This is a genomic window from Pedococcus dokdonensis (assembly GCF_900104525.1).
Lineage (GTDB): Bacteria > Actinomycetota > Actinomycetes > Actinomycetales > Dermatophilaceae > Pedococcus > Pedococcus dokdonensis.
Genome location: NZ_LT629711.1, coordinates 3,322,924 through 3,345,511, shown reverse-complemented (window position 1 = coordinate 3,345,511; position 22,588 = coordinate 3,322,924). Strand labels below are relative to the sequence as shown.

Sequence of the window (22,588 nt, the reverse complement as noted above, 5' to 3'; positions counted from 1 at the left end):
CGCGGTGACGTCCGGCGTACTGATGTCCAGGCATAGGCTGATCTCCTCAGACGCAGTCCCGGCGTCCGGGTGGACGTGGGTCGGTGGGCGGTGGGTCGGTTCTTTCTGTTCTGCCGCTTCCCGCGGCAGGCGTCAGCCTCCCGCAGCGATGTCGGGAACTTGCTGGCGTTCCGTGAAGGTTTGATGAAGGTCCTCGACACGGACTAGTACAGTTGCCCTAACATCTGAGCATGCGCTCAGATGACACGGTCATTGGTTTGGACGGCTGCTCCGTCCAATGTGTCCACCCGGAAAAGGTTCAGATGGTGCTCGACGCCACTCTGCCAACAGACGACCTGGCCCGGGCAGCAGGCATGTTCAAGCTACTGGGGGACCAGACCCGTTCCCGCCTGCTGTACGCATTGCTCGAGGCCGGTGAACTGTGCGTGTGCGATCTCGCCGCAGCGACGGGAACCCAAGAGGCCACGGTCTCGCAGTCGCTGCGCATGCTACGCGCTTCCGGCGTGGTCAGCGGGCGCCGGCAGGGACGGCTGGTCTTCTACCGGCTCGCGGACGGGCATGTGCGGATGCTGCTCGATCTGACGCGGGAGCACATCGCCCATGAGGCCCTCAGCGCTGGTGACGGTGCAGCTCGGTCCACGGCGAAGGCAACTCGATGAGTGGCGGGCACGGCCACAGTCACGGGCATGCAGGTGGTGCGCACCGGTGGCGCCTGCAGTTGGCGTTCGCCCTGGTAGCAGGCTATTTCGTCGTCGAGCTGGTCGCGGGCCTGCTGTCCGGTTCCCTTGCCCTGCTGTCCGACGCTGGGCACATGGCTGCAGATGTCGTTGCCCTGGGTGCGGCGTTGGTCGCCACTCGCATTGCGACACGGGCGGACACGACCGGGCGGCGCACGTTTGGTTCCTACCGGGCCGAAGTATTCGCTTCGGGTCTCGCGGTCCTGCTGATGCTCGGCGTCTCGGTCTACATCGCGGTTGAGGCCATCGGCCGCATCGGCGGGACCGCCGAGGTTGCCTCCGGTCCAATGCTGGTGGTTGGGGGTATCGGCCTGGTCATCAACCTCATCGCCCTGTTGCTACTCCGCGGGGGCGCTAGCGAGAGCCTGAACGTCAAGGGCGCCTACATGGAGGTCGTCGCGGACACCGTGGGATCCGTGGGTGTCATCGTCGCCGGGGTGATGGTCGGAGCGACCGGCAACGTGTGGTGGGACACCGGCATCGCCCTGGCCATCGCCGTCTTCGTGGCTGTCCGTGCCGTCATCCTGGGCCGCGAGGTTCTTACCGTCTTGGGTCAGCACGCACCCACCGACATGGCGCCAGTTGAGGTGGAAAGTGCCTTAGCTGCGGTCCCAGGTGTCACCGACGTGCACGACCTGCACGTGTGGACGCTCACCTCTGGAATGAACGTAGCCACTGCGCACCTGATGACAGGAGAGGACACGGACCCGCACGCGGTCCTCGACGAAGCCCGCCGGGTCATGCGCGCGAAGTTCGGCGTCGAGCACGCCACCCTTCAGGTCGAACCGAACACGCACACCGGATGCAAGGAGGTCACCTGGTGACCACGTGGACCACCCTCACCAGCCCCGAGCGGCGCGCGACTCTGATGCGCAGGGCCCAACTGCTGGCAGCGGCATCCGTCACGTACAACACCGTTGAGGCAATCATCGCGATCACAGCGGGGAACGTTGCAGGTTCCTCTGCTCTCGTCGGGTTCGGCCTTGACTCCCTTGTCGAGGTGTCCTCCGGGCTAGTCATCCTGTGGCAGTTCCGGCACCACATGCCCGAGAGTCGCGAACGAACAGCGCAACGCCTCATCGCCGTCTCCTTCTTCGCGCTCGCCGCATATCTGACCGTGGACGCCGGACACGCCCTGCTCACCGGGGCGCGACCCGAGGACAGTCCCGTGGGCATCGGCCTGGCCATCGCCTCGCTGGCCATCATGCCGTTCCTGAGCCTGTGGCAGCGACGCACCGGCCGCGAGCTCGGCTCCGGCGCCGTAGAAGGTGACGGCACCCAGACGCTGCTGTGCACGTACCTGTCCGCGGTGCTGCTCGTCGGCCTGGTGCTCAACGCCACGCTGGGCTGGTCATGGGCCGATCCGGTGGCCGCACTAGTCATCGCCGCCGTGGCCGCACGCGAGGGCTGGCAGAACTGGCAGGGCGATGACTGCTGCGCGCCAGCCGCGTTGTCCGCCCTTGGAGAGGGGACTGACGTCTCGACCGCGGCCACAGACGGCTGCGGCGACGCCTGCTGCGCTCCAGCCGCAACCGAAAAGCATGAGGAGACCAGGCAGGTGGCAACCAATCCGCTTCAGCTCACCCGGCGAGAGGACCACTCCTGAGCCACCGCATACCGATCACCATCCAGGCCGCGTTCGAGGCGTCCCGCTGAAACGGCCGATGCCACTCCCGCCGGACCTGGCCGAGCTGCTCGCGAACCGCTCGCCGCTGACACTGTGTCAGGCTGCGGAACTCGAACGTGCCTGCGCCCGTTGCCCCAAACGAAACCCGTCACCCGCCTCCCCACCCCTGCTCTGGAGCTGACCTGTGAAGCGCAACGCCGTCATCTCGGCTGTCGTTGTGGCCGTGTTCGCGGCAATCGTGACCGCCGCCCTGGCCCTCGGACCCGACACCACCGACCCTGCCGAGGCCAGTGAGCCCGGCACGTCGGCCGGCCGACTCATTCGCGACGACAGTCACAGACTCGGCGCCCCCGGCACCGGCAAGGTCGTCCTGGTCGAGTTCCTCGACTTCGAGTGCGAGTCCTGCCGCGCCGCCTACCCCGTCGTGGAGGACCTGCGGACCAAGTACACGGGCAAGGTCGACTTCGTCGTGCGGTACTTCCCGATCCCGAGCCACACCAACGCGGTCAACGCCGCGGTCGCGGTCGAGGCCGCTGCACAACAGGGCAAGTTCGAGGACATGTACAAGCGGATGTACGACACCCAAACCGAGTGGGGCGAGCAGCAGGACTCCAAGGCCGACGTGTTCCGAGGCTTCGCCGCCGAACTGAAACTAGACATGGCCGCATACGACAAGGCCGTCGCCGACAAGGCAACCGCGGAGCGGGTCGAGCGCGACCGCAAGGACGGCCTCGCCCTCGGCGTCAAAGGAACTCCCACGTTCTTCCTCAACGGCAAGCAGATAGAGCCAGCCTCAGTAGAGGACTTCCACGCCCAGATCGACGCCGCGCTAAAGGGCTGACACGTGAACGCAACGGGCACGACCAGCGGCCCCCTGGCGTCCAACAGCACCAACCCGGACGGCGCCGCCGCCGAGGTCAGGAACAGGACAGCGTGGACGCTGACCCTTGCCGGGCTTGCCGGGCTGGCCGCCGCGTTCACGCTGCTCGTGGAGAAGGTCGCCCTGCTCGCCGACCCTGCCTATGTGCCGACCTGCAGCATCAACCCGGTTCTCTCCTGCGGATCTGTCATGAACACTCCACAAGCCTCCGCCTTCGGATTTCCCAACCCCATCCTCGGTGTTGTCGGTTTCACTGCGCTGCTCACCCTGGGCGTCGTCCTGCTGGCCAGCGTCACCCTGCCCGGCTGGTTCTGGTGGGGTATCCAGGCCGGGACCACCTTCGGGGTCGCGTTTGTGCACTGGCTCATCTTTGCCAGCCTTTACCGCATCGGGGCCTTGTGCCCGTACTGCGTGGTCGTCTGGGTAGCCACCATCACCGCGTTCGTCACCACCACCGCCCACAACGTCAGAACCGGTCGATTCCCGGTGCCGACCCGGTGGCGAGGTGCCGCGGCATACACCCCTAGCGTCATCACCTTCTGGCTGGTCGCCATCGCGTCCTTGGCCCTCGTCCGGTTCTGGGACTACTGGTCCACCTTGGCCAGCTGAGCGGCGCGTCATCCCGGCCTCGCGGTTTGGCCATATGCCCAACCAAGTAGAGCTGGCCGGACACCTCCGACGAGCGGCGACCGGCCGGCCGCACCGGACGAGTCCATGCCCACGGGCGGTCAGGTGACGTCGATGAACACCGGGTTGGAGTAGAACCACAGGTCATCCCATGGCGACTCGAGGCCGTCGGCGGCAGGCTCAATCTCGTCGGTGCTCGTACCACGCACACGGACGTATCCCTTGGAAGTCACATCCCGCAACGTGTGTCGGATGACGTACTCGTCACCCCGTCTGCGGAAGTCACCGGTGCCGTACCGGGCCACGACCTTCGTGGTCGCGTTGGCGGCCGCATCACGGTTGGTTACCGGGCCTGTGACGTCGCCTGCGATGATGTCGACGCGGTTGACTCGAGGCCGGTCCCCGTTGCCGTTCTTACCCTGCGGCGGCTTGAATCGGATCTCGATCTCGACGTCGTTGTCCCGGCCCCGCTTGACTGTCACCGTCTGCCCCACCGTGGCTACACGGCCGGCATGGGAGGCGGTGACGTCCAGTCCTGCGATCAGGTCCCCCGTGGTGACGAAGATTCGGCCGGTGCGCAGACCGTCCATGATGTCCGCGTAGTCCTGACGGGCATCGACGTAGGTCTTGGAGTACTCCCCCGGCCAGAAGTCCGACCCGCCTCGGGTCCAGTGGACGTGGGAGTCAGAGGTCGCGGTGATCCACCACTTGCGGCCTTCGCCGAGCAGTGAATCCCAGAGCCCGCCGACCATTGCTGTCATCTGGTCATAGCCACCATGCGTGGGATAGTTGCCATACGCCCCGCGGGCGCCGCCGTTGAGCGGCCCCGCCTGGTGACCAGGGGCGCCCTCGAAGCCGACGTACACGGTCGGGGCGGCGTCTTGGTTGTTGCGGAACTCGCGTGGGGTGTCCTGGCCCCAGACGCCGAGCCCGGTCGCAGAGCGGGACGCGTGGTGCGCGATCACGAGGGGCTTGCTGGCCATGTTGTCGGCATAGTTGAGGAACTCGACCATCTTGGCCTCGGTGTCCCGCGACGGGTCGCTGGGAAACGCGTCGAGCTTGGCGTACCGCGACTCGAGGTCGTACAGCAGCTGTGCCTCGTTGTTGCGCCGCGGAATCATCAGCGTGTGGTGGTCCATCTGAGGTGCATCGAACTCCATGCCCCAAAACTGCAGCACCTCGGGTACCAGGTCGCGAGACTTGAGCAGGTCCGGGTAGGCGAGCTCCAGATTGACCTTGGAGTGGGTGGGGCCACCGTGGTCGGTGCACATCACCCACGCGAGCCCGAAGCTCTTGGCCATGATCGCGTTCGCAACGATCGGGTAGACGGCGTCCGCGCCCTTGGTGAAGGTCGGCGGGTTCTTAGTGGTGTCGAACCGGCCCGAGTACTCGGAGTGGATGTGGTGGTCTCCGGCACGCCACGCGCGACCGCCGCTCCTCCGCGACGACGTGTCGGAACCGGCGGCAAACGCGGGGGTGGGAAGGGCCGCTGACGCGGCGGCGAGGGTGGCGCCTACGCCGCCGTACTTCAACAGCTGGCGGCGCGAGGGGGGAGCGGCCTTCGGGTCCGCCGCCTCCATCGCCTCCCAGCCGTCTTGCGGTGCCTGGCCGTGCTCGTGACTGTGACCATCCTCGTGCGCGTGGCTCATGGAAATGCATCTCCTGGCAGGAAGGTAGAAGTGGTGATGACATCCGACTCCCACCCGATGAACTCCGTGTAAACGGCGGACATGCAGAGGCAGAACTTGAGCAAGCCGACACGGACGAGCTTCGGAGCCGCGACACCGATGTCCAAGTTCCCGACTCGCCGTACGGCCCGTCGGCTTGGCCGGCGGGCGGTTAGGGATCGGGCCTTTCGTCTGCGCTGGGCGAGCACGCTCCGAAGTACGCGCCGAGACCTCGAAAACTAGACCAGTAAGTCCCTGCGAATTGGCCGCCCCAATTACCTCTCGCAGCGCGGCCCTGGCCGAGCCGCGGACAAGCTAAGGATGCTTAGGTCGTGAAGGGCCTTGCGCCCATTGGCGCTTCGCTCAGTGTTCCGGCGGGTCTGGTGGGCCTGCGGGCTGGCGGCGTCGAGGAGTGCCGCGGCGCTCATGGCTGTCCCGTTAGCTTCGATGAGGGAGTTCGCGGTGGCCGCGATTCCGGCGCGGACGTGGTCGGGCAGGGAGACGGCTCGGTTGGCAAGAAGGTCGCGGGGCGTGACCCACGCGGCGAGGGGGCTGTCGTCGATGGCCGGGGCGTCTCGCGGATCGTGGCGCCGGGTGGCGATCGCCAAAATGTTCACGGTTCGTGCGGCTCCGCTCAATTCGGGGTCGGTGGCGGCGTCATGATTGACGTGCGCCAGGTCGAGGTTGGTGGCCAGTACCTGCTTGGCGAGTCGGCCGACCCGGCGCAAGTCGGTCCTTTGGCCGATGAGCGAGTCATGGGCGATGGTTGCGCCGTCGTGAAGGAGTTCGTACAGCGCGGCCCGGGTCTCGAGGGCCGCGCGGGCGAGGTCGGGGTCGACGCGGCGTGAGGTCGGCGGTGTCAGGTCTCTCCAGAGGCCGGCCATGATCTCCCAGCCTTGGTGGCTTGCCTCGATCGCGGGCAACAGGCGGGTCGTGTACTGCTGCCGGTCGACATGTCCGTAGTCGGCGGCGGCGCGTGTGAGCGTGCTGGTCGCGGTGAGAACCATTGCCTGCGTGCGGGCGGTGAGCATGAGATCCGCGGTGCTAACCCGGTCGCTCAGGGTGCGGTGGGTCTGGACGTCCCAGATGGCCAGGGCTTGGGCCAGCCGTCCTGCGGCTGGGGGCTCGCGGTGTTCCCCCGTCAGGCGGCCGGGGTAGGTGCCGGCGATGACGGCGCCGGCCTGCTGCTCGAACGCGGTTAGCCGCGCGTGTGCGGCGCGGGCTTGCCGAAGTGAGTCCCCGGTGGTTAGTGCGCCCCGTGTGGCCATCTTCATCTCCAGCTCGCGCACCCGTCGGCCGACGGCGACGGCGACCCCGTGGGAGCCGATGTACAGGGTGTGCATGATCCGGGTCCTGGCGGCCTGGAGGTCGCGCCGTTCGGGCTCGCTGAGTGGCGGCCGAGGAATAGCGTGACGGCTGATCAGATCGGTTGCTCCGGTGAAGCTCTCGGCTATGCCGAGGAGGCGGTCGTCGGCGGGCCCGTCTCCTGGCCAGGCTCGCCCGCGTCCGGTGCGATGCATGGCTTCGCTCATCGCGCGAAGCTGTCGGATCGCGAGGTCTGCGGAGTCGGGAAGGTGCTCCCCGGTGCCCGGTTGGGGAAGGGTCACCGGTGGTAGGGCCTGCCAGAGTTCGCCGGCCGCCTGGACGACTTCACCCCAGGTGCGCAGCATCGTGGCGGCGTCCATCTCGTCGACGTCCATCAGGATCGCTCTGGCGGCGTGGTCGGACTCGAGGAGGAGTTCGCCGACGCTGCGTTTGTCCCGGCCGGTCATGGCGCGTGCTCGCTGAGCAGGTCGCAGATCGCGGCGATCACCTGTGACGTTCCGGGCGGGAAGTCCTCGATGGGGCGCAGCCGGGTGAGCTCTTCGGCGGCGCGCAGCAGCTTCAGCGGGTCGGTCTCGACGGGCGCGGGGTCGTCGACGTTGTGGCCTGCGGGCAGCAGCTCGAGTGCCAGGGACGTGGCCAGATCCAGACCGATCCCCAGGAAGCGCAGGGCCGGGCCGGGATTGGTGGCGGCCTGGTCCCAGGTCATGTCCGAGGCGCGCGCCAGCAGTCGGGCTACGGTGCTCAGGCTGTCGACGGCGTGCAGATCGATAGGGCTGGGGTCGGCGCTCATCATGGCTGTTCTCCTTGGTTCGTGAGAGGTGTACAACCCGATCCACTCAGACCCCGCCGGGGCGCGGTCAGGCCTGCTTCCGAGCCTGTGCATGACGCCGCCGGGGTGTCGTAGGTGGGGACGACGCTGCTCTCGTAGGCCTAATGGCCACCGGTGCCCCTCTGGAGGTCAGCACCGCCCGCCGTCGAGGTTTTCGCACTAGTGCCCATCTCGACTCGAGGAGGAGGAGACGGTGGTGATGACGACGATGAGGAAGGTGGGCGCGTACGGGCCTGCGGTCGTGGTCAGCATGCTGCTGGCGTTCGTGGTGGGCGCGGTGCTGCCCGCGACGGTGGGCCTAGCGGTGTTCGTTTGCGGTCTGGCCACCATGCTGGTGCTGCTGGTCGGAGCCGGGGAGTCAGCGGCGGTCCGGGTCCTGTTCCGTGCCCGTGACCTCAGCTCGGCCGAGGCTGCGGCGCTGGCACCCGCCGTGGCCCTGCTGTGCCAGCACGGAGTCCCCATGGGCACGCTTCGGCTCCAAGTGCGGGACGGCGCGGTGCCTATCACGGCTGTCGGAGCGGGCCGCAGCACCGTCGTGGTCTCGGCCGGCCTGGTGGCCGCGGTCCGGGACCGCCAACTGCCCCTCGACCAGGAGGCGGCGGTCCTCGGCCATGGTGCGGGCGTCGTCCTCAGTGGCGCCGTGCGTTCCGATTTGGCGCTGGAGTTCTGGACGCTGCCGTGGCAGGCCCTACGTGGACTGGCCGACGGCCTCTTGCTGGCCTTCCGGTGGTTGCCGCCAGTGCGGTGGGCGTGGACGGGCCGGTTCATCGTTGCGGCGATCGCCGCAGCGCAGGCCGGAGCGGTGCAAAAGTGGCTTGTGGCCGCCATCATCACCCTCGTGGGCGCCCTGTCCTACCTCGTGAGCCCCTGGGAGCGGGCCTGGGCCACGACGATCCGCGAGCTCGGCGACGAGCAGGTCCGCCAAGCCGGCCTCGCTGAGGCTCTGTCCCGGTTCTTACTGCGCTGCTCGAGCTCACCGGAGGTACACGAACGCGTCCATGCGCTGACCGGCCCCGCGCAGCGGCCCCAGCTGGCCGTCGTGGCCCCCCGGGCGTAGCTCCGTCAGAGCCGCGGGTCGCGCAGTCGGCGTGGCAGCGGTCGCGGTTGGGACTGCTTTCCCCATGGCCGGCCCGCATTTGCTCACAGCCCCGCCTCGTCCGGGTCCAGAACGGACCTCAGGTCACTGGCACAGCCTGCTGGTGGGTTCCTGGGATCCACCACCGCCGCGCACCGGCTGCACAGGTCGACCCCCGTCGGAGCGCCCACCCAGACACACCCGCCGAGGCAGGCACGCTTCTGCGTACAGCCGCACACCAGACAGGCACGCCGCCGCGGATCGCCGCCCGCCTCAACGGATTCGATCTCTACAGCGAGATCCTCGGCGGCGGCCAGCAGCTGCTGCGCCGCCCGGGGGTGCCGTGTGCGTCGGAGCACCTCGGCCGAAGCCAGCATCGCCACCCGCTGGTGTCGCAGTCGCGCCAAGACCATCGGCTCCAGCACCACTTCGCTCGTCAACGCGTGCATCGTGCCCTTCCTCTCCTTGCACCCCGGGAACAGTGGTCCCGCACCGTCAGCCTGTACAGGAGTAGGGAAGCCAGCGGTTCGTCCCGGGCGCCTTGTCACTGCCCAAAGACGTCGTCCAGTGCCTTGGTGGACAGACCCGCCGGCCGCCCTGGCCGTCCACCCGGACCCGCCTCCACGGCTTTGGTTGCGGAACCCGGGATAGCCCGCTGCCCACCGCGTCAGGACGGATCGATGAGCTACACCAAGGCCTGGGAAGTCGGATACGCCCGCGACCGGGCCCATGGCCGCCGGCGCTACGTCCCCGCAACCGACACACGAGCCAAGCTCCAAGAGCTCGTGGACGCGCAGGTCCCCGTCCGGGCGATCGCGCGGGCTAGCGGCCTGAGCGGCACCGCGGTCGCTCACATCATGGACGGTCGCCATGAACAGGTACAGCGGCAGACCGCGGCACGGGTCGCGTCGTTGACGCTGAACGACGTGTATGCCCGGGCCTCCGGGAGCGTGCCCAGCGTCGGCGCCGTGCGCCGCGTGCAGGCGTTGATGGCCCTCGGGTGGCGCAAGGCGGACCTCGAGGCCGAGGGTGTCCCCTCCGGTCAGCTCGTCACGCGATCGCGCGACCTGATCAGCATCCAGGGCTGGCGGCAGGTGCGGGACGTCTACGACCGCCTGAGCATGACCCTCGGCCCGTCCCGGGCTGCACGCGACCGAGCTGCGGCCCGCGGCTACCCCCCACCACTGGCGTGGGACGACGAGGCGATCGACGACCCGCGAGCGACGCCCCAGCACGGCGCCCCGGTGGAAGCCTCCTTGGACTCGGTCGTGGTCGATCGACTGGTGGCCGGCGGGTCCGCCGGCACACGGTGCGATACCGGTCTGCAACTAACTCAGGATGAGCGGGTCGCAGCGGTCCGCGGGCTCTCGACGGCAGGGTATTCCGACCGCGAGATCGCGGAGGCGATCGGGGTCTCGCCCCGAACGGTGTTGCGACTTCGTCATCGGCAGGAGATCTCAGCTGGTCGCCCCGGCACCCGACCAGGTTCCTCCGAGCGTGAGGAATCGATGCCAGTCGACCCCACCGGTTCGCAGCGTCTGCGCCGATCCACCGGGCTTGAGAAGGTCGCCGGGTACGGGACGGCGCAGCCTCGGGGCGCAAACGTCGGGCTCTCGGCGCGCCGGCTCTCGTGAGCAAGGAGCTGGCCGGACTCGATGGCCGCTGAACGGTCGCGGAGCGCCGTGCTCAGGGGTGCCCGCCAGGACATCGTTGACGTAGTGGACAGGCGCCCCTTGGGTGAGATGCCATGACGGCCACGTGGACTACCCGCCCGTGAAGGTCATCGTCCACAACGGCGGCGTCGACATCTCCTCGGCCGGCTGACCGCCATTCGGCCTCGGTCGCCGAGTGAGCGTCATCAGCTGCGAACCGGGTGGTTGGGCAGCCGACCGGCCACCATCGTCAGCTCGCCACCCGCCCGGCGTCTCGAGGCGTCGACTGCGACCACGACGGCTTCCCGCAGGAAGCCCGACCGGCTCAGCACCACGCCACCGGTCCGGCGGTCCTCGACGATCGCCTGCTCGAGCGCGGCCCTGGTGCTCGCTCGAAGCGGGTGGTGCCTGTTGAACCCGCGCCGGCCGTCCCCGGCCGGCGAGTGCTCAGCTCGCAGGCGTGCGCGGCCACGGACCCCGCGCGCGGCGTGCTGCTCGATGGCCCGGTGGAGCCAGCCGATGAACGCATCCGGGCCGTTCGGGTCGTTATCCAGGTCGGCCACGTATGCCGCCCGCGCCAAGTGCCAGGTGTCCGGGTCCCAGTAGGCACCCGTCGAGATCGTGTCCTCGACGGTCTTCGCCATGGTGCTCCTCCTTCGCGTCCTAACACCCACCCGCTCGTCATTCCCGGTCACCCGCGCCCTTCTCCTCGTCGGCTGGCGCGGCAGCGCACGGGCCCTGCCAGGACGCGGCGGGAGTGCCGGGGAGGCCACCCGCCGGCACCCGTTCTCCACAGTCGAAACCCGTCGCCGGTGCCTTGTCCACAGGCTCGCCGCACGCTCTACGACCGGGCCTTGGTTCCGACGAGGATAGCCCATGTCAGTTCGTTCTATTCGACAGGAGAGCATCACCGATGAACACCAACGCCACGCCGCAGGCCGCAGCCGCGGCCGCCGAGCAGATCACCCTCGTGCAGATCGACCCCGCCACCGCCGTCGTCGGCCTAAACGTGCGCAGCGAGGCCAACCTGACCGCCGACTTCGTGTCCAGCATCCGTGAACTCGGTGTGCTGGAGCCGGTGATCGGTCACTACGACGCACAGGGCCGGTTCGTGATCCTGCGCGGCCAGCGGCGCGCCCTTGCCGCCGTCGAGGCCAAGCGCCCCAGCATCCCGGCCGTCATTGTCCAGCAGCCAGAGGACGCCGACCGGATCGTGCACCAGATGGCCGAGAACGACCACCGCAGCGCCATGACTACCGCCGACCGGATCGCGGGCGTCAAGCAGCTGGCAGCGTTCGGCTTGACTGCGGCGCAGATCAAACGGCGCACGGCACGGCCCCGCACCGAGGTCGACGCCGCACTGACTATCGCAGGTAGCGAGTTGGCCCAGAAGGCCGCGCAGCGCTGGGACTTCCTGACCCTGGACCAGGCCGTCGCGCTGGCCGAGTTCGAGGCAGACCCCGACGCGGTGAAGGACCTGATGGTCGCCGCCAAGGACGGCCACGGGTTCGACCACACGGCCCAGCGCCTGCGCGACGCCCGGCTGGACGCCACCGCGATCGCCGCCATGACCGAGACCCTGACGGCCAAGGGAGTGCGCGTCGTCGAGCGGCCTGCCTACGACGACCACAGCACCCGGACTCTGGACCGGCTCGCCGCCACGGAGGGGGGCCGCGCTTACAACAAGGCCACCCACGCCACGTGCGACGGCCACGCGGCCTACCTCAGTGTCACCACCGCCTGGGAGAAGGACGAGAAGGGCAAGGAGGTCCGCCTTCGGAAGGCCGAACCCCACTACGTGTGCACGACGTGGCGCGCCGCAGGGCACGTGGACTTGTGGAACCACGGGGGCGCATCGTCCAAGCCCAAGGCGGCCGACATGAGCCCCGAGCAGCGCGAGGCGGCCCGTGCCGAGCGGCGCGACGTGGTCGACTCCAACAAGGCGTGGGACAGCGCCGAGCCGGTGCGGCGCGACTGGCTGGCCGCCTTCGCCAGCCGCAAGACCGCGCCCAAGGGGTCGTCGGCCTTCCTCGCCCGTGTCCTCACCGAGCACCCCGAGGTCGTCGCGAGCGTCGGCGGATCGCAGTTGGCCGCCGAGTGGTTCGGGCTGAAGCACACCGGTTACGGCTACGGCAGCGGGTGGACCGCGTTGATCGAAAAGGCCACCGAAGGTCGAGCCCAGGTCATCGCCCTGTGCCGACTGCTCGCAAGCCTGGAGACGGGCACCGACCGGCAGTCGTGGCGGCGGGTCATGCCCGCCACCGCCGACTACCTGACCTTCATCACCGCGAACGGCTACGACCTGTCCGACGTCGAGAAGCGGGCGGCAGGTCTGACCAAGCCCAAGCCCGCGCGGCGCGCCCGCACCAAGCCGGCCGCCCCAGCCGCGCCTGCCACCCACGCCCCCGAGGCAAGTATCGACACCCCGGACCCTGAGCCCACGCCGGGGAGCGAGGACGCCAGCGACGCTCCGACCGACGCCGGCGCGGCCACCCCGGCCGCCTGACCCGGCTACTCCGGTGCGCGGGTTGTCGAGGGGACAACCCGCGCACGCGCCCAGCAGCTGCTGACGACCGATGAGCCAAGCCGCATCAAGCGTGCGGCGTCGGACGCGCACACCAACGCCTGACCCCCCCGGCACAGAGCCCGGAGCGCTCGACCAGGAGCCGCGCTCCGGGCTCTGCCCACGAGATCACCAAAGGGGCAGCTGCTCGCCGAAGATCCGCGTGAGTCGCCGCAGGTCGTCGGCGACCAGCTGCGGATCCTTCCGCGCCAGGTCCCGCAGTTCCCGCGCTCGACGGCGCGCGCCCCGAGGGTCACCCAGCGGGGAGCCAGTCAGCGCCCGGCGGATGGCCCACTCGCGCCGGTTCTCGACATAGGTCGAGGCGACCACGTGCTCGGGGTGCACCCGCTGGCACAGGGGGTTGTCGCACCGGTGCCCGAGGACCTCCGTTGCGGCCAATGCCTCGACGCCGTGCACCTGGGCGAAGCCGAAACGATGCGCGATGATCACCCGCTCCGGCGCGAACCAGAACCGGCCGTGACCCTTGCCGCTGATGGCCCCGGTCCACCACCAGCAGTCGCTCCCTGCGACCCGCACAATCTTGCGCCCACGCCGGGCCACCGTGTCGGCATCCGCGACCGCCGCATGGAGCAGCGCTAACCCTTCCTCGTCCAGCCGCCGAGCACCCACCGGCGCGCCTCAGTCGGCAGAGGCGTCGCTCGCCGTCCGGGACGACGACACCTCGTCCCGGGCCAGCGCGCACAGCCGCGCCGCCTCCCGACGGCTCAGGCCCTGCCCGCACCACTGGATCGCCTCGTCCAAGCCGAGGCCCTCGACGGCCGTCATCTGGTGCAGCGCCTCCCCCGCTCGCTGCTCGCACCGCCGCACCATCTCATCGCGCTCCCCCAACGCCACCATCACCTCGATCCCACGGGCACTGAGCCGCTTCTCCCGCTGCACCCGCTGCTCGCGCATCTTGGACTGTGCGCCCAGCGCAGCCCGTCGGGCCAACTGTCGAGCGCTCTGCTTGCTGACCGGCCTGTCCTGGGTCTGACTCATCGCCTTGTCCTCTCTGATCACGGAAACGTGCCACCCACGAACGCCACGGACCGCTCCGCCAGTGGACAACCATCACAGCCCACGCCCACACCCGAACTCCCTTCCGTGCCTCCGACGTACCCCAGCCGAAACCGCCCACCGCCATGTCCCACACACCTCATGCATTCCCGGTCCTTGAACGCACAACTACTGTCCATCAGCGCGGGCGCGCAGGGCTTCCGACGGGTGTGACCATGTCGATCCACAAGCTGACCGCGGGCAGCGGGTACGACTACCTGACTCGCCAAGTGGCCGCCCAGGACGCGACCGAGAAAGGGCACACCGGCCTGGCCAGCTACTACGCCGCCAAAGGCGAAGCGCCCGGCCAGTGGATCGGCTCCGGCATGGTCGGCATCGACGGGCTGTCGGCCGGAGACGTGGTCACCGCCGAGCAGATGCAGGCCCTGTTCGGCTCCGGTCACCACCCGCTCGCGCAGCAGCGCCGCGACCGGCTGCAGGGCCCCTGTCTGACAGATCAGGACTTCCAAGCCGCCACCCGGCTGGGCGTTCCGTACAAGGTCTATGCCCGCGATGTGTCCGCGTTCCGGCTGGAGGTCGCGCAGCGCATCGCCGAGCTAAACACCAGTCGCGGCGTGGTCGGCAGCGCCGCCCGTGAGGTGGCCGTCTCCGTCGAGGAGAGGGCTCGGATCCGCTCCGAGGTCGCGGTTGAGTTCTTCCGCACGGAGCACGGTCGGGACCCCGCCGATGCGCGGGAGATCGCCGCCACTATCGCCAAGAACTCCCGACCCCACACCACGGCGGTCGCCGGGTACGACCTGACCTTCTCCCCCGTCAAGAGCGTCAGCGCCCTGTGGGCAGTCGCTGATCCCGCCACGGCGGCGCGGGTCGAAAGGGCACACCAGGCGGCGGTGAAGGACGCGCTGTCGTTCCTGGAGGAGCACGCCCTTTTCACCAGGTTGGGCACCAACGGGGTCCGTCAGGTCAACGTGCAGGGGCTTGTGGCCACCGCGTTCACGCACCGAGACTCCCGCGCCGGCGACCCGGACCTGCACACCCACGTCGCGGTGGCGAACAAGGTGCAGACCATCGATCCAGGAGGCGCGGGCCGGTGGCTGAGCATCGACGGCAGGGTGCTGTTCAAGGCCAACGTGGCGGCCTCCGAGCAGTACAACACCTCTCTGGAGAAGTACCTGCGCGCCGACCTCGGCCTGCGTTTCGAGGAGCGGCCAAACCCCGATGCCCGCAAGCGTGCCGTGCGTGAGGTCGTCGGGGTCGACCCTCGGCTGAACGAGCGCTGGTCGGCCCGCCGGGCCAGCATCCAGGCGCGGCGGGCCGTGCTCGCCCAGCAGTTCCAGAGCGCCCACGGGCGCCCGCCCACCGAGGTGGAGTCGATCCATCTGGCGCAGCAGGCGACGTTGGAGACCCGCGAGGCCAAGCACGAACCGCGCAGCCTCGCCGAGCAGCGGCGGTCGTGGCGCCAGCAGGCCGTCGAGGTCCTCGGCGACGACGCCGCTGTGGCCTCCATGGTGCGGGCTGCGACGGCGACGCCGACCGCGGCGCCGACCCGGGTCGACGCAGCGTGGATAAGGGACACCGCCGAACGGATTGTGGGCACGACTGAGACCCGCCGCAGCACGTGGCAGGTGTGGCACGTCCGGGCCGAAGCCCTGCGCCAAGCCCGCGCCGCGGACCTGGCGGTCAGTGACGTCGACCGGGTGGTGGACCTGCTGGTCGACGAGTCGCTCAGCCAGCACTCAGTGCGCCTGTCCCCCGATGGCGATGGGGTCGCAGAGCCGGCGCAGCTGCGTCGCCGCGACGACGAAAGCGTGTACACCGTGCACGGCGCCGAGCACTACACCTCTGCCCGGGGTGCTCGCCGCCGAGCAGCGCCTGGTCGCCGCGGCGGCACGCACGGATGGCCGGACAGTCAGCAACGAAGCCGTCGACGTGGCGCTGTTGGAGACCGCAGCCAACGGGGTCACTCTCAACGCCGGGCAGGTCGCCCTGGTGCGCGGCATGGCCACCTCCGGAGCTCGACTGCAGCTGGCGATCGCCCCCGCCGGAGCGGGCAAGACCACGGCGATGCGCGCGCTGGCCCGGGCCTGGGAGAACGGCGGCGGGACCCTCATCGGACTCGCCCCGTCGGCCGCCGCGGCCGCGGCCCTGCGCGACCAGATCAACACGAACGGCGCCCTCCGCACGGACACTCTCGCCAAGCTCACCCACCACCTCGCCAACGGTGACCTGCCCGAGTGGGCCACCCAGATCGGTCCGGACACGCTGGTGGTGATTGACGAGGCTGGCATGGCCGACACCCTCTCCCTGGACGCAGCCGTGGACTGGATCACCGCCCGAGGAGCCAGCGTCCGCCTCATCGGCGATGACCAGCAGCTCGCGGCGATCGGCGCCGGTGGGGTGCTGCGCGACCTCGACGCCACCCACGGCGCGCTGCGGCTCACCGAGCTCATGCGGTTCGCCGACCCGGCCGAAGGGGCCGCCTCACTGGCGCTGCGCGAAGGCCTAACCGACGCACTCGGGTTCTACCTCGACAACCACCGCGTCCACGTCGGCGACCTGACCACCATGACCGAGGACGTCTTCGACGCGTGGCAGGCCGACCGGGCCGCCGGCCTCGACGCGATCATGCTCGCACCCACCCGCGACCTGGTCTGCGACCTGAACCAGCGGGCCCGGGTACACCGGCTCGCACAGGCCAGTGGTCCCGACCAAGCAGCGCGAAGCGTGAGATTGGCCGACGGCAACCACGCCTCCGCCGGGGACCTGGTCATCACCCGCGCCAACGACCGACGGCTCCGGATCAGCGCGTCGGACTGGGTCAAGAACGGCGACCGGTGGACCGTGCTGGACGTCGACCCCGCGGCCACCGGTCGGGGGTGCCTCACTGTGCAGCACACCCGCAACGGGCGGGTAATCGAGCTCCCCGCCGACTACGTGTCCACCTCGACCGAACTGGGCTACGCCACCACCGTTCACACCGCCCAAGGCGTGTCCGTCGACACCGTCCACGGTCTAGCCACCGGGCAAGAATCCCGCCAGCAGTTGTACACGATGCTGACCCGCGGCCGCCTCGCCAACCACGCGTACCTCGAGGTCGTCAGCGACGGCGACCCGCACAGCGCCATCCGCCCCGAAAGCATCGCTCCCCCCACCGCGACCGACCTGCTGGAGCGCGTCCTGGCCCGAGACGACTCCCCCCAGTCCGCAACCACCATGGCCCGGCAAGCCGCAGACCCCGCCGTCCAGCTCGGGCAGGCCGCCACCAGGTACACCGACGCGCTGTACGTCGCAGCCGAGGACCTGCTCGACCGCGGCACCCTCGAGGGCCTCCAGCAGGCCGCGGAGACGGTCGCCCCTGGCCTGACCGCCGAGGCCGCGTGGCCCACGCTGCGCGCCCACCTCATCCTGCTCGCCGCCACCGGGCCAGACCCGGCACAGACCTTGGCCCAGGCCGTCGACGGTCGCGAGCTGGACAGCGCCGCAGACCGCGCCGCCGTGCTGGACTGGCGCCTGGATGACACCGGCCTGCGCAACGCCGGACCCGGCCCCCTGCTATGGATCCCCGCCATCCCCCCACGCCTGGCCCAGCACCCGCAGTGGGGCCCCTACCTGCGCCAGCGCGCCGAACTGGTGACCGACCTCGCCGCCCAGGTCAGGGCCGATGCCCAGTCCGCGCCGACCCCGGCATGGGCACAGCAAGGGGCAGCCCGCCCGAGCCCGGCCACGCTCGGCGATGTCGCCGTGTGGCGCGCCGCCATGCATGTGGACCAGGACGACCGCCGACCCACCGGTGCGCCCCTGTTGCAGAAGGCCCCGGCGCGGTGGCAGCAGCGGCTCAACACCGCCGTCGTCGGCGACCGCACCCCAGCCCTGCAGGAATGGGGCGAGCTCCTGCGCCGGACCGCACCGGCAGCCTCCCGCGACGACTTCACCCCGCTCCTGGCCGAACGACTGGCCGCCATGTCCCGGGCCGGCCTGCCCACACGACAGCTCCTGGCCAGTGCCCTGCACCAGGCCCCGCTGCCCGACGACCACGCAGCCGCCGCACTCTGGTGGCGGCTGAGCCGCCACGTGGCCCCGGCAGTAGCCCAAGAGGTCGACCGCGGCCACCCCCTCCACTCCGACTGGGCGTCCGACCTGACCGCCAAGATCGGCCTGGCCCGTGTCAAGCAGATGCAGGCCGGCAGCTGGTGGCCGGCGCTGGTCAGCACCGTCGACCACGCCCTGCAGTGCGGATGGCCCCTGAAGGACCTGATGGACGTGGCGGTCGTCGCCGACAGCGACGTCGACCCCGCCCAGGCCATGGTCTGGCGTCTGTCCGTGCTGACCGACCCGCCACCCTCGGCCGAAGACCTCGACCCTTCCCACCCCGACGACCAGGCCCCGCCAGACATGTGGGCCAGCGACCCGGGCGGCGCGGATGCGCCGCACCCGATGGCACCCGAGGTGTGGGAGGCGACGCCAGCCTCGCTCGACGCCGACCCTGGACCCGCACACACGCCGCTGGAGCTCCTGGACGCCGCGCTCGAGGACCGGGCTCTGCTTGACCAGACGGAGCTCACCGTCGACGCGCAGCTGCAGCTGGCGGCCCTCGAGCGATCGGTCATGGGCCCGCTGCGACCGAGCGACGCCGAGATCGAGCTGCAGGTTGCCCGTGCCGCGGAGCTCGACTTCGCGCCCGTGCCTCCGGCGCGGATGCTCGAGGTGAACCAGCTGGCGCTCGACTTCTACTGCGACCAGTACGAAGGCAGCTGGGCGCAGGGGTATCTGGCCCAACGACTTGGACAGGATCCCGCGCGCACGCCGGGCCTGCGACCGGGCTGCGCCCCCGCCGGGTGGACCAATCTGGTCAGGCACCTTCGCCGCCTCGGTGTCACCGATGAGGAGATGACCGAGGCCGGCGTCGCCACCCCCGCACGCACGGGTCGGCTTATCGACCGGTTCCGCGACCGCGCCGTCATGCCGATCGTGCACGAGAGCCAGGTGCTCGGGTTTGTGGCCCGGCGAAACCCAGACCTGGGGGACGACGACCAGGCTGGACCCAAGTACCTCAACACCGCCGACACCCCCCAGTTCCACAAGGGCGCGCAGGTGTTCGGCCTTGTGCCCGAGCTGAACCCCGCCAACGCGACACTTGTCCTCGTCGAAGGTCCTTTGGATGCGTGGGCCGTCACCATCGCCACCGGCGGGAGCCATGTGGGGATCGCCCCACTGGGTACGTCTCTCACCGATGAGCAGGCCAGCCAGATCGCTGGCCTGTGCCGCCCGCTCATCGTCGCAACCGACGCGGACCTCCCCGGACGGGTCGCCGCCGAACGGGACTACTGGCTGCTCACCCAGCACGGACTGGACCCGAGGGCCGCCACCTTCCCCGACGGGCTGGACCCGGCCGACGTGCTCAACCGGGATGGCACTCCCGCCCTTGAGCGAGCACTGGCCACCGCGCGGCCACTCGGCGAGCTGCTGCTCGACGAGCGGCTCACCAACCTGACCGGCGCGGCTGCCCTGCACGACGCCGTGCAGGTCCTCGCGGCCAGGCCTGCAGAGCACTGGACTGCCCTGATCGACACAGTCGCCGCGCGACTGCGGTTCTCCCCCGCCCAAGCCCGAGCCAGCCTAGGAGCCAGCCTCCAAGCGTGGAACCGCGACCCGCGCGCCGCGGCGCAGGCCCGACTCGACGAGGTCTCCGACGTCAAGGCTCGGCTCACGGCTGCTATCCCGGCGATCGCCGTCGACCGCTGGGCTGCGCTGGCATCCGAAATCGATCCTCGACTTGCCTCCGAGGCAGACTGGCCGGCCCTTGCCGCCATGATGCAGCTGGCCCACCAGGACGGCCACAACGTGGCGGCCACCGTGCGACGGCTCGTCGAGAACGAACCGCTATCGAACCTGCCCGCCCAGGACCTGCGATACCGACTTGTCGCCGCCCTACCACTCGACATCGCGGCTGCCGCTCGGAGCCCAATCGCGGACCAACCTTCCAGGGCCGCGCGAGCGCAAGAGCGCCGCACGCCCGGCAAACCCTCTCCGCGTCCGCAGCAGACCCAGGTCCGTTGACAAGGCCAGCGCAGTCGCGGTTGCCGGGCTGCTCCTGCTGTCCTGCGCCCCACAGCGCCCACTATGGGCGCCCACCTCGCCTGTCGGAGATTCGGCTAACGACGACGAGTACGGCTCGAAACGTCCTTCATTGCTGCCGCTTATTTGGCTGCCCTGATTCGGGAGCCAGAGTCGGCGGCGCAAGTGCGGCTGCAACTCGCGACAACATGCCGCTCCGCCGTCATGGGCGACCCCGCGTTGCCTCCTCATTGAGGCGCCCGATGATCTGTGATGGCCATGAGCATTGTCTGGCGCGGGTGGGAGGATCCAATGGTGGCTGGCACACCATTGGAGGTTCGGACTCCTGAGCGCCCCTACCGCGAGCCTGCCCCAAATCGGGCGCCTCGGTTGATATGGCGCGTTATGGTGCTCGACATGACGCAGGGGTCTGTCTCACCGTTGCCCGTTCTGAGAGGGTCCCCTCACCGTCATACCAATTTCATGGAGGAGTTCCAGGGAAGCTACCTCCGCGCCATCGCCGCGGCATCTGGATGTCTTGTCGCTCGCTTTGATATCGATGACGGCGTGGACGCGCAGTTCAATCACAAGTCTTCACAACACACTGCGCAGCCGGATCTAACCGCCCGCTTGGAGATTCAACTCAAGGCCACACACGCTCCCCCCTCGGTTGCCTCGATCTCGGCCAAGATGAGGCAGGACCGATTTCAGTACTACAGAACCGCCTCACCGCTGATGCCAAAGATCGTCGTCATCATGCACCTGCCCCAGGACCAGGCAGACTGGGTTATAGCCTCCGAAGACTTTCTCAGGATCCACCACTGTTCCTACTGGGTGAACCTGGCAGGCCTCCCCGACTCGTCAGCTGTCGAACCGTCGGTCAAAGCGCCACGCGCAAATGTCTTCGACGACGAAGCACTGTGTTCGATCATGCAGCGTATTGGGCAGGGTGGGCAGCCGTGACCATTGAGCCGAGCGACCTCGGTGCGGTGTTGTACCGCTTGGCCTGGTCGCGCGAGCCGATGACAACGGAGCGGGCACCTTTTGAGATCTGGCAGTCTCCAGACGGGGCTCTTGAGGCCTTCGTTCCTCTGGACCAGTCTGCGGGTGACTATCAAGGTCTTCTTGATCGCGCTGTTGGCCTGGTCCGGTCCAGCGATCCTGTTGTGTTCGACCGCTTCGTCCGTGAGCAGGAGATGAAGCGCGACGCCGATCTCGCCGAGACGACGTGGCGCAAGGAAACGCCCGCCCCACCTGGCCTCATCACTTGGCTGTCCGGCGAGGAGATGCATCTCCTGGCGCGGGATCAGTTAGTTGCCTCCGCCAAGGCGACTGTAGAGAGGCGCGCCTACTACGGCAGCCGGAGCGCGTACCTGGCCAAAAACTTCATCGACAGTAGTTTCATGGCAGCACCCGCGGCTGGCAGCTTCATTGTGACGGCACTCAGTCCGTTGGGCCGGTCGTTCTACATCTCGCAGGCTGCGGAGAATCGAGCTACGGCGGCTGATGCTCGACTCGTCGACCCGGAGAGAGTCTCCGGCCGCGAGATCCTTAAAACCTACGAAGTTGCCTTAGACGCGTTGCAGGTTTGTTTGGCGGATTATGCGAAGGCGCCTCGGATCGAGCCCTTCGTCGAGGCCGTGTCCAGTGGCGTGTCCTACGAATTGACCAAGTCACTCAGCGAGCTCGTCGCTGGGGGCGACACCGCGGTCGTTATCTCGCGGGGTCAGTCTCAAGGCCGGGAGGTGGTGTTTGAGGCGCCGACCGCACAAGTCCTTGCCCGTGCCACAACGGCACTATCGCGAGACCCAGAACCCATAGACGCGACCTTGACAGGGGAAGTAACCCTCCTGAGCCGTTCAGTTGGTGGTGGTGACCGGGTGATCCGCCTAGACGTGATGACTGGCGGTGGTGGTGCGATTGGCAAAGCGAGGGTCCGCTTGAACGCCGAGCAGTACGAAATGGCCCTCGAGGCCCATCGTGAAGAAGCCCCATTGCTCGTCAGGGGGGAACTCAGCCGAGAAGGAAACCTTTACTGGATGTATCGGCCTGATCGCGTCTCTATTGTCGCCCCCGAGATCCAGCCCGCGAGCACAACTACATCGCGTGACTTCGACCAACCCGAGCTACCCTCGGAAGGGTCAGACGGCCCCACCTAGGAAATATCGGGATGACGACACGACGCTCCGCCTCTTAGCTACAGAAGACGCCTTTGGTCGGACCGCGTCCCTTCGGCAGAGCCGTCCCACATGTGACGTCGGCGGGGCGCGACACTAAGTCAGGTGAGCTCGACGGCTGCGCACTCGTGAATGAAGCGATAGTGCCTCTCCTCGGGTTCCGTCATGGCAATGATGTCCAGCGGTGGGTGCAGGTCGATCCAGCAACGCTCTGCCCGCAATGTCTCCACAAGTGAACGTCGGCCATAGACGACCAGAACGTCGAGATCCCGTGGCTTATCGCTCGTCAGAGCAGACCCGAAGAGCCAGACCCGTAGCCCGAGCCCCTGAGCAGCCTCAACAAATTCGTTGAGGTGA

General features: G+C 68.9%; 18 protein-coding genes and 1 pseudogene. 12 read left to right on the top strand and 7 right to left on the bottom strand.

What is annotated here, in order from left to right; translation table 11 throughout:
* Window positions 1-230 precede the first annotated feature (230 nt).
* From BLQ34_RS15740 to BLQ34_RS15720, 5 genes are all read left to right on the top strand, one after another.
* Window positions 231-659: an ArsR/SmtB family transcription factor gene (locus tag BLQ34_RS15740; RefSeq protein ID WP_091787594.1), complete on the top strand. Its 429-nt coding sequence runs from the start codon at window positions 231-233 to the stop codon at window positions 657-659.
* Window positions 656-1,561, top strand: a complete 906-nt coding sequence (locus tag BLQ34_RS15735) for a cation diffusion facilitator family transporter (protein WP_091787591.1) — start codon at window positions 656-658, stop codon at window positions 1,559-1,561. Before BLQ34_RS15740 ends, BLQ34_RS15735 begins: the two co-directional genes overlap by 4 nt.
* The gene (locus BLQ34_RS15730) at window positions 1,558-2,343 is read left to right on the top strand and encodes a cation diffusion facilitator family transporter (RefSeq protein WP_091787589.1); all 786 of its coding nucleotides are present in this window, start codon (window positions 1,558-1,560) and stop codon (window positions 2,341-2,343) included. Before BLQ34_RS15735 ends, BLQ34_RS15730 begins: the two co-directional genes overlap by 4 nt.
* Before the next feature lie 205 nt (window positions 2,344-2,548).
* The gene (locus BLQ34_RS15725) at window positions 2,549-3,205 is read left to right on the top strand and encodes a DsbA family protein (RefSeq protein WP_091787586.1); all 657 of its coding nucleotides are present in this window, start codon (window positions 2,549-2,551) and stop codon (window positions 3,203-3,205) included.
* Between the two features lie 33 nt (window positions 3,206-3,238).
* The gene (locus BLQ34_RS15720; protein ID WP_091790086.1) at window positions 3,239-3,853 is read left to right on the top strand and encodes a vitamin K epoxide reductase family protein; all 615 of its coding nucleotides are present in this window, start codon (window positions 3,239-3,241) and stop codon (window positions 3,851-3,853) included.
* Window positions 3,854-3,972: 119 nt separating this feature from the next.
* On the opposite strand, the gene BLQ34_RS15715 is transcribed toward BLQ34_RS15720, so the two are convergent.
* The 3 genes from BLQ34_RS15715 to BLQ34_RS15705 all read right to left on the bottom strand — a co-directional run bounded on the left by BLQ34_RS15715 (window position 3,973) and on the right by BLQ34_RS15705 (window position 7,657).
* Complete coding sequence (locus BLQ34_RS15715) at window positions 3,973-5,520, bottom strand: CehA/McbA family metallohydrolase domain-containing protein (protein ID WP_197674720.1); 1,548 nt, start codon at window positions 5,518-5,520, stop codon at window positions 3,973-3,975.
* 293 nt (window positions 5,521-5,813) lie between these two features.
* Window positions 5,814-7,310 (bottom strand): hypothetical protein, encoded by a 1,497-nt coding sequence (locus BLQ34_RS15710; protein WP_091787580.1) that lies wholly within the window; start codon window positions 7,308-7,310, stop codon window positions 5,814-5,816.
* Window positions 7,307-7,657, bottom strand: coding sequence for a hypothetical protein (locus tag BLQ34_RS15705; RefSeq protein WP_091787577.1), 351 nt, complete (start codon window positions 7,655-7,657; stop codon window positions 7,307-7,309). The genes BLQ34_RS15710 and BLQ34_RS15705 overlap by 4 nt, the downstream gene beginning before the upstream one ends.
* Before the next feature lie 235 nt (window positions 7,658-7,892).
* Here BLQ34_RS15705 and BLQ34_RS15700 point away from each other — a divergent pair, with 235 nt between their 5' ends.
* Window positions 7,893-8,750 (top strand): hypothetical protein, encoded by an 858-nt coding sequence (locus BLQ34_RS15700; RefSeq protein WP_157693099.1) that lies wholly within the window; start codon window positions 7,893-7,895, stop codon window positions 8,748-8,750.
* 83 nt (window positions 8,751-8,833) lie between these two features.
* Here the strand turns inward: BLQ34_RS15700 and BLQ34_RS15695 are convergent, their stop codons facing one another.
* Complete coding sequence (locus BLQ34_RS15695; protein ID WP_056919595.1) at window positions 8,834-9,217, bottom strand: hypothetical protein; 384 nt, start codon at window positions 9,215-9,217, stop codon at window positions 8,834-8,836.
* A 231-nt stretch (window positions 9,218-9,448) separates the two neighbouring features.
* Here BLQ34_RS15695 and BLQ34_RS15690 point away from each other — a divergent pair, with 231 nt between their 5' ends.
* On the top strand, window positions 9,449-10,402 hold the full coding sequence (locus tag BLQ34_RS15690) for a helix-turn-helix domain-containing protein (protein WP_091787571.1): 954 nt from the start codon (window positions 9,449-9,451) through the stop codon (window positions 10,400-10,402).
* Window positions 10,403-10,626: 224 nt separating this feature from the next.
* On the opposite strand, the gene BLQ34_RS15685 is transcribed toward BLQ34_RS15690, so the two are convergent.
* Window positions 10,627-11,064 carry a hypothetical protein gene (locus tag BLQ34_RS15685; protein WP_091787568.1) on the bottom strand — a complete coding sequence of 146 codons (438 nt, stop codon included), beginning with the start codon at window positions 11,062-11,064 and terminating at the stop codon, window positions 10,627-10,629.
* Window positions 11,065-11,333: 269 nt separating this feature from the next.
* Between BLQ34_RS15685 and BLQ34_RS15680 the strand changes: the two genes are divergently transcribed.
* The gene (locus BLQ34_RS15680) at window positions 11,334-12,926 is read left to right on the top strand and encodes a ParB/RepB/Spo0J family partition protein (RefSeq protein ID WP_091787565.1); all 1,593 of its coding nucleotides are present in this window, start codon (window positions 11,334-11,336) and stop codon (window positions 12,924-12,926) included.
* A gap of 186 nt (window positions 12,927-13,112) precedes the next feature.
* Here BLQ34_RS15680 and BLQ34_RS15675 read toward each other — a convergent pair whose 3' ends face one another.
* Together BLQ34_RS15675 and BLQ34_RS15670 are read right to left on the bottom strand one after the other, a co-directional pair.
* The gene (locus BLQ34_RS15675; RefSeq protein WP_091787562.1) at window positions 13,113-13,613 is read right to left on the bottom strand and encodes a hypothetical protein; all 501 of its coding nucleotides are present in this window, start codon (window positions 13,611-13,613) and stop codon (window positions 13,113-13,115) included.
* Between the two features lie 9 nt (window positions 13,614-13,622).
* Complete coding sequence (locus BLQ34_RS15670) at window positions 13,623-13,982, bottom strand: hypothetical protein (RefSeq protein WP_091787559.1); 360 nt, start codon at window positions 13,980-13,982, stop codon at window positions 13,623-13,625.
* Between the two features lie 143 nt (window positions 13,983-14,125).
* Here BLQ34_RS15670 and mobF point away from each other — a divergent pair.
* The 4 genes and pseudogenes from mobF to BLQ34_RS15655 form a co-directional block, all read left to right on the top strand.
* Window positions 14,126-15,415 (top strand): annotated as a pseudogene (mobF, locus tag BLQ34_RS19380) (MobF family relaxase); the annotation flags it as partial.
* 583 nt (window positions 15,416-15,998) lie between these two features.
* The gene (locus tag BLQ34_RS15665; protein ID WP_197674719.1) at window positions 15,999-20,057 is read left to right on the top strand and encodes an AAA family ATPase; all 4,059 of its coding nucleotides are present in this window, start codon (window positions 15,999-16,001) and stop codon (window positions 20,055-20,057) included.
* 480 nt (window positions 20,058-20,537) lie between these two features.
* Window positions 20,538-21,017 carry a DUF4365 domain-containing protein gene (locus BLQ34_RS15660; protein WP_157693098.1) on the top strand — a complete coding sequence of 160 codons (480 nt, stop codon included), beginning with the start codon at window positions 20,538-20,540 and terminating at the stop codon, window positions 21,015-21,017.
* A complete protein-coding gene (locus BLQ34_RS15655; RefSeq protein ID WP_091787554.1) occupies window positions 21,014-22,213 on the top strand; it encodes a hypothetical protein in 1,200 nt (399 codons plus the stop codon). Before BLQ34_RS15660 ends, BLQ34_RS15655 begins: the two co-directional genes overlap by 4 nt.
* Window positions 22,214-22,588: the final 375 nt, after the last annotated feature.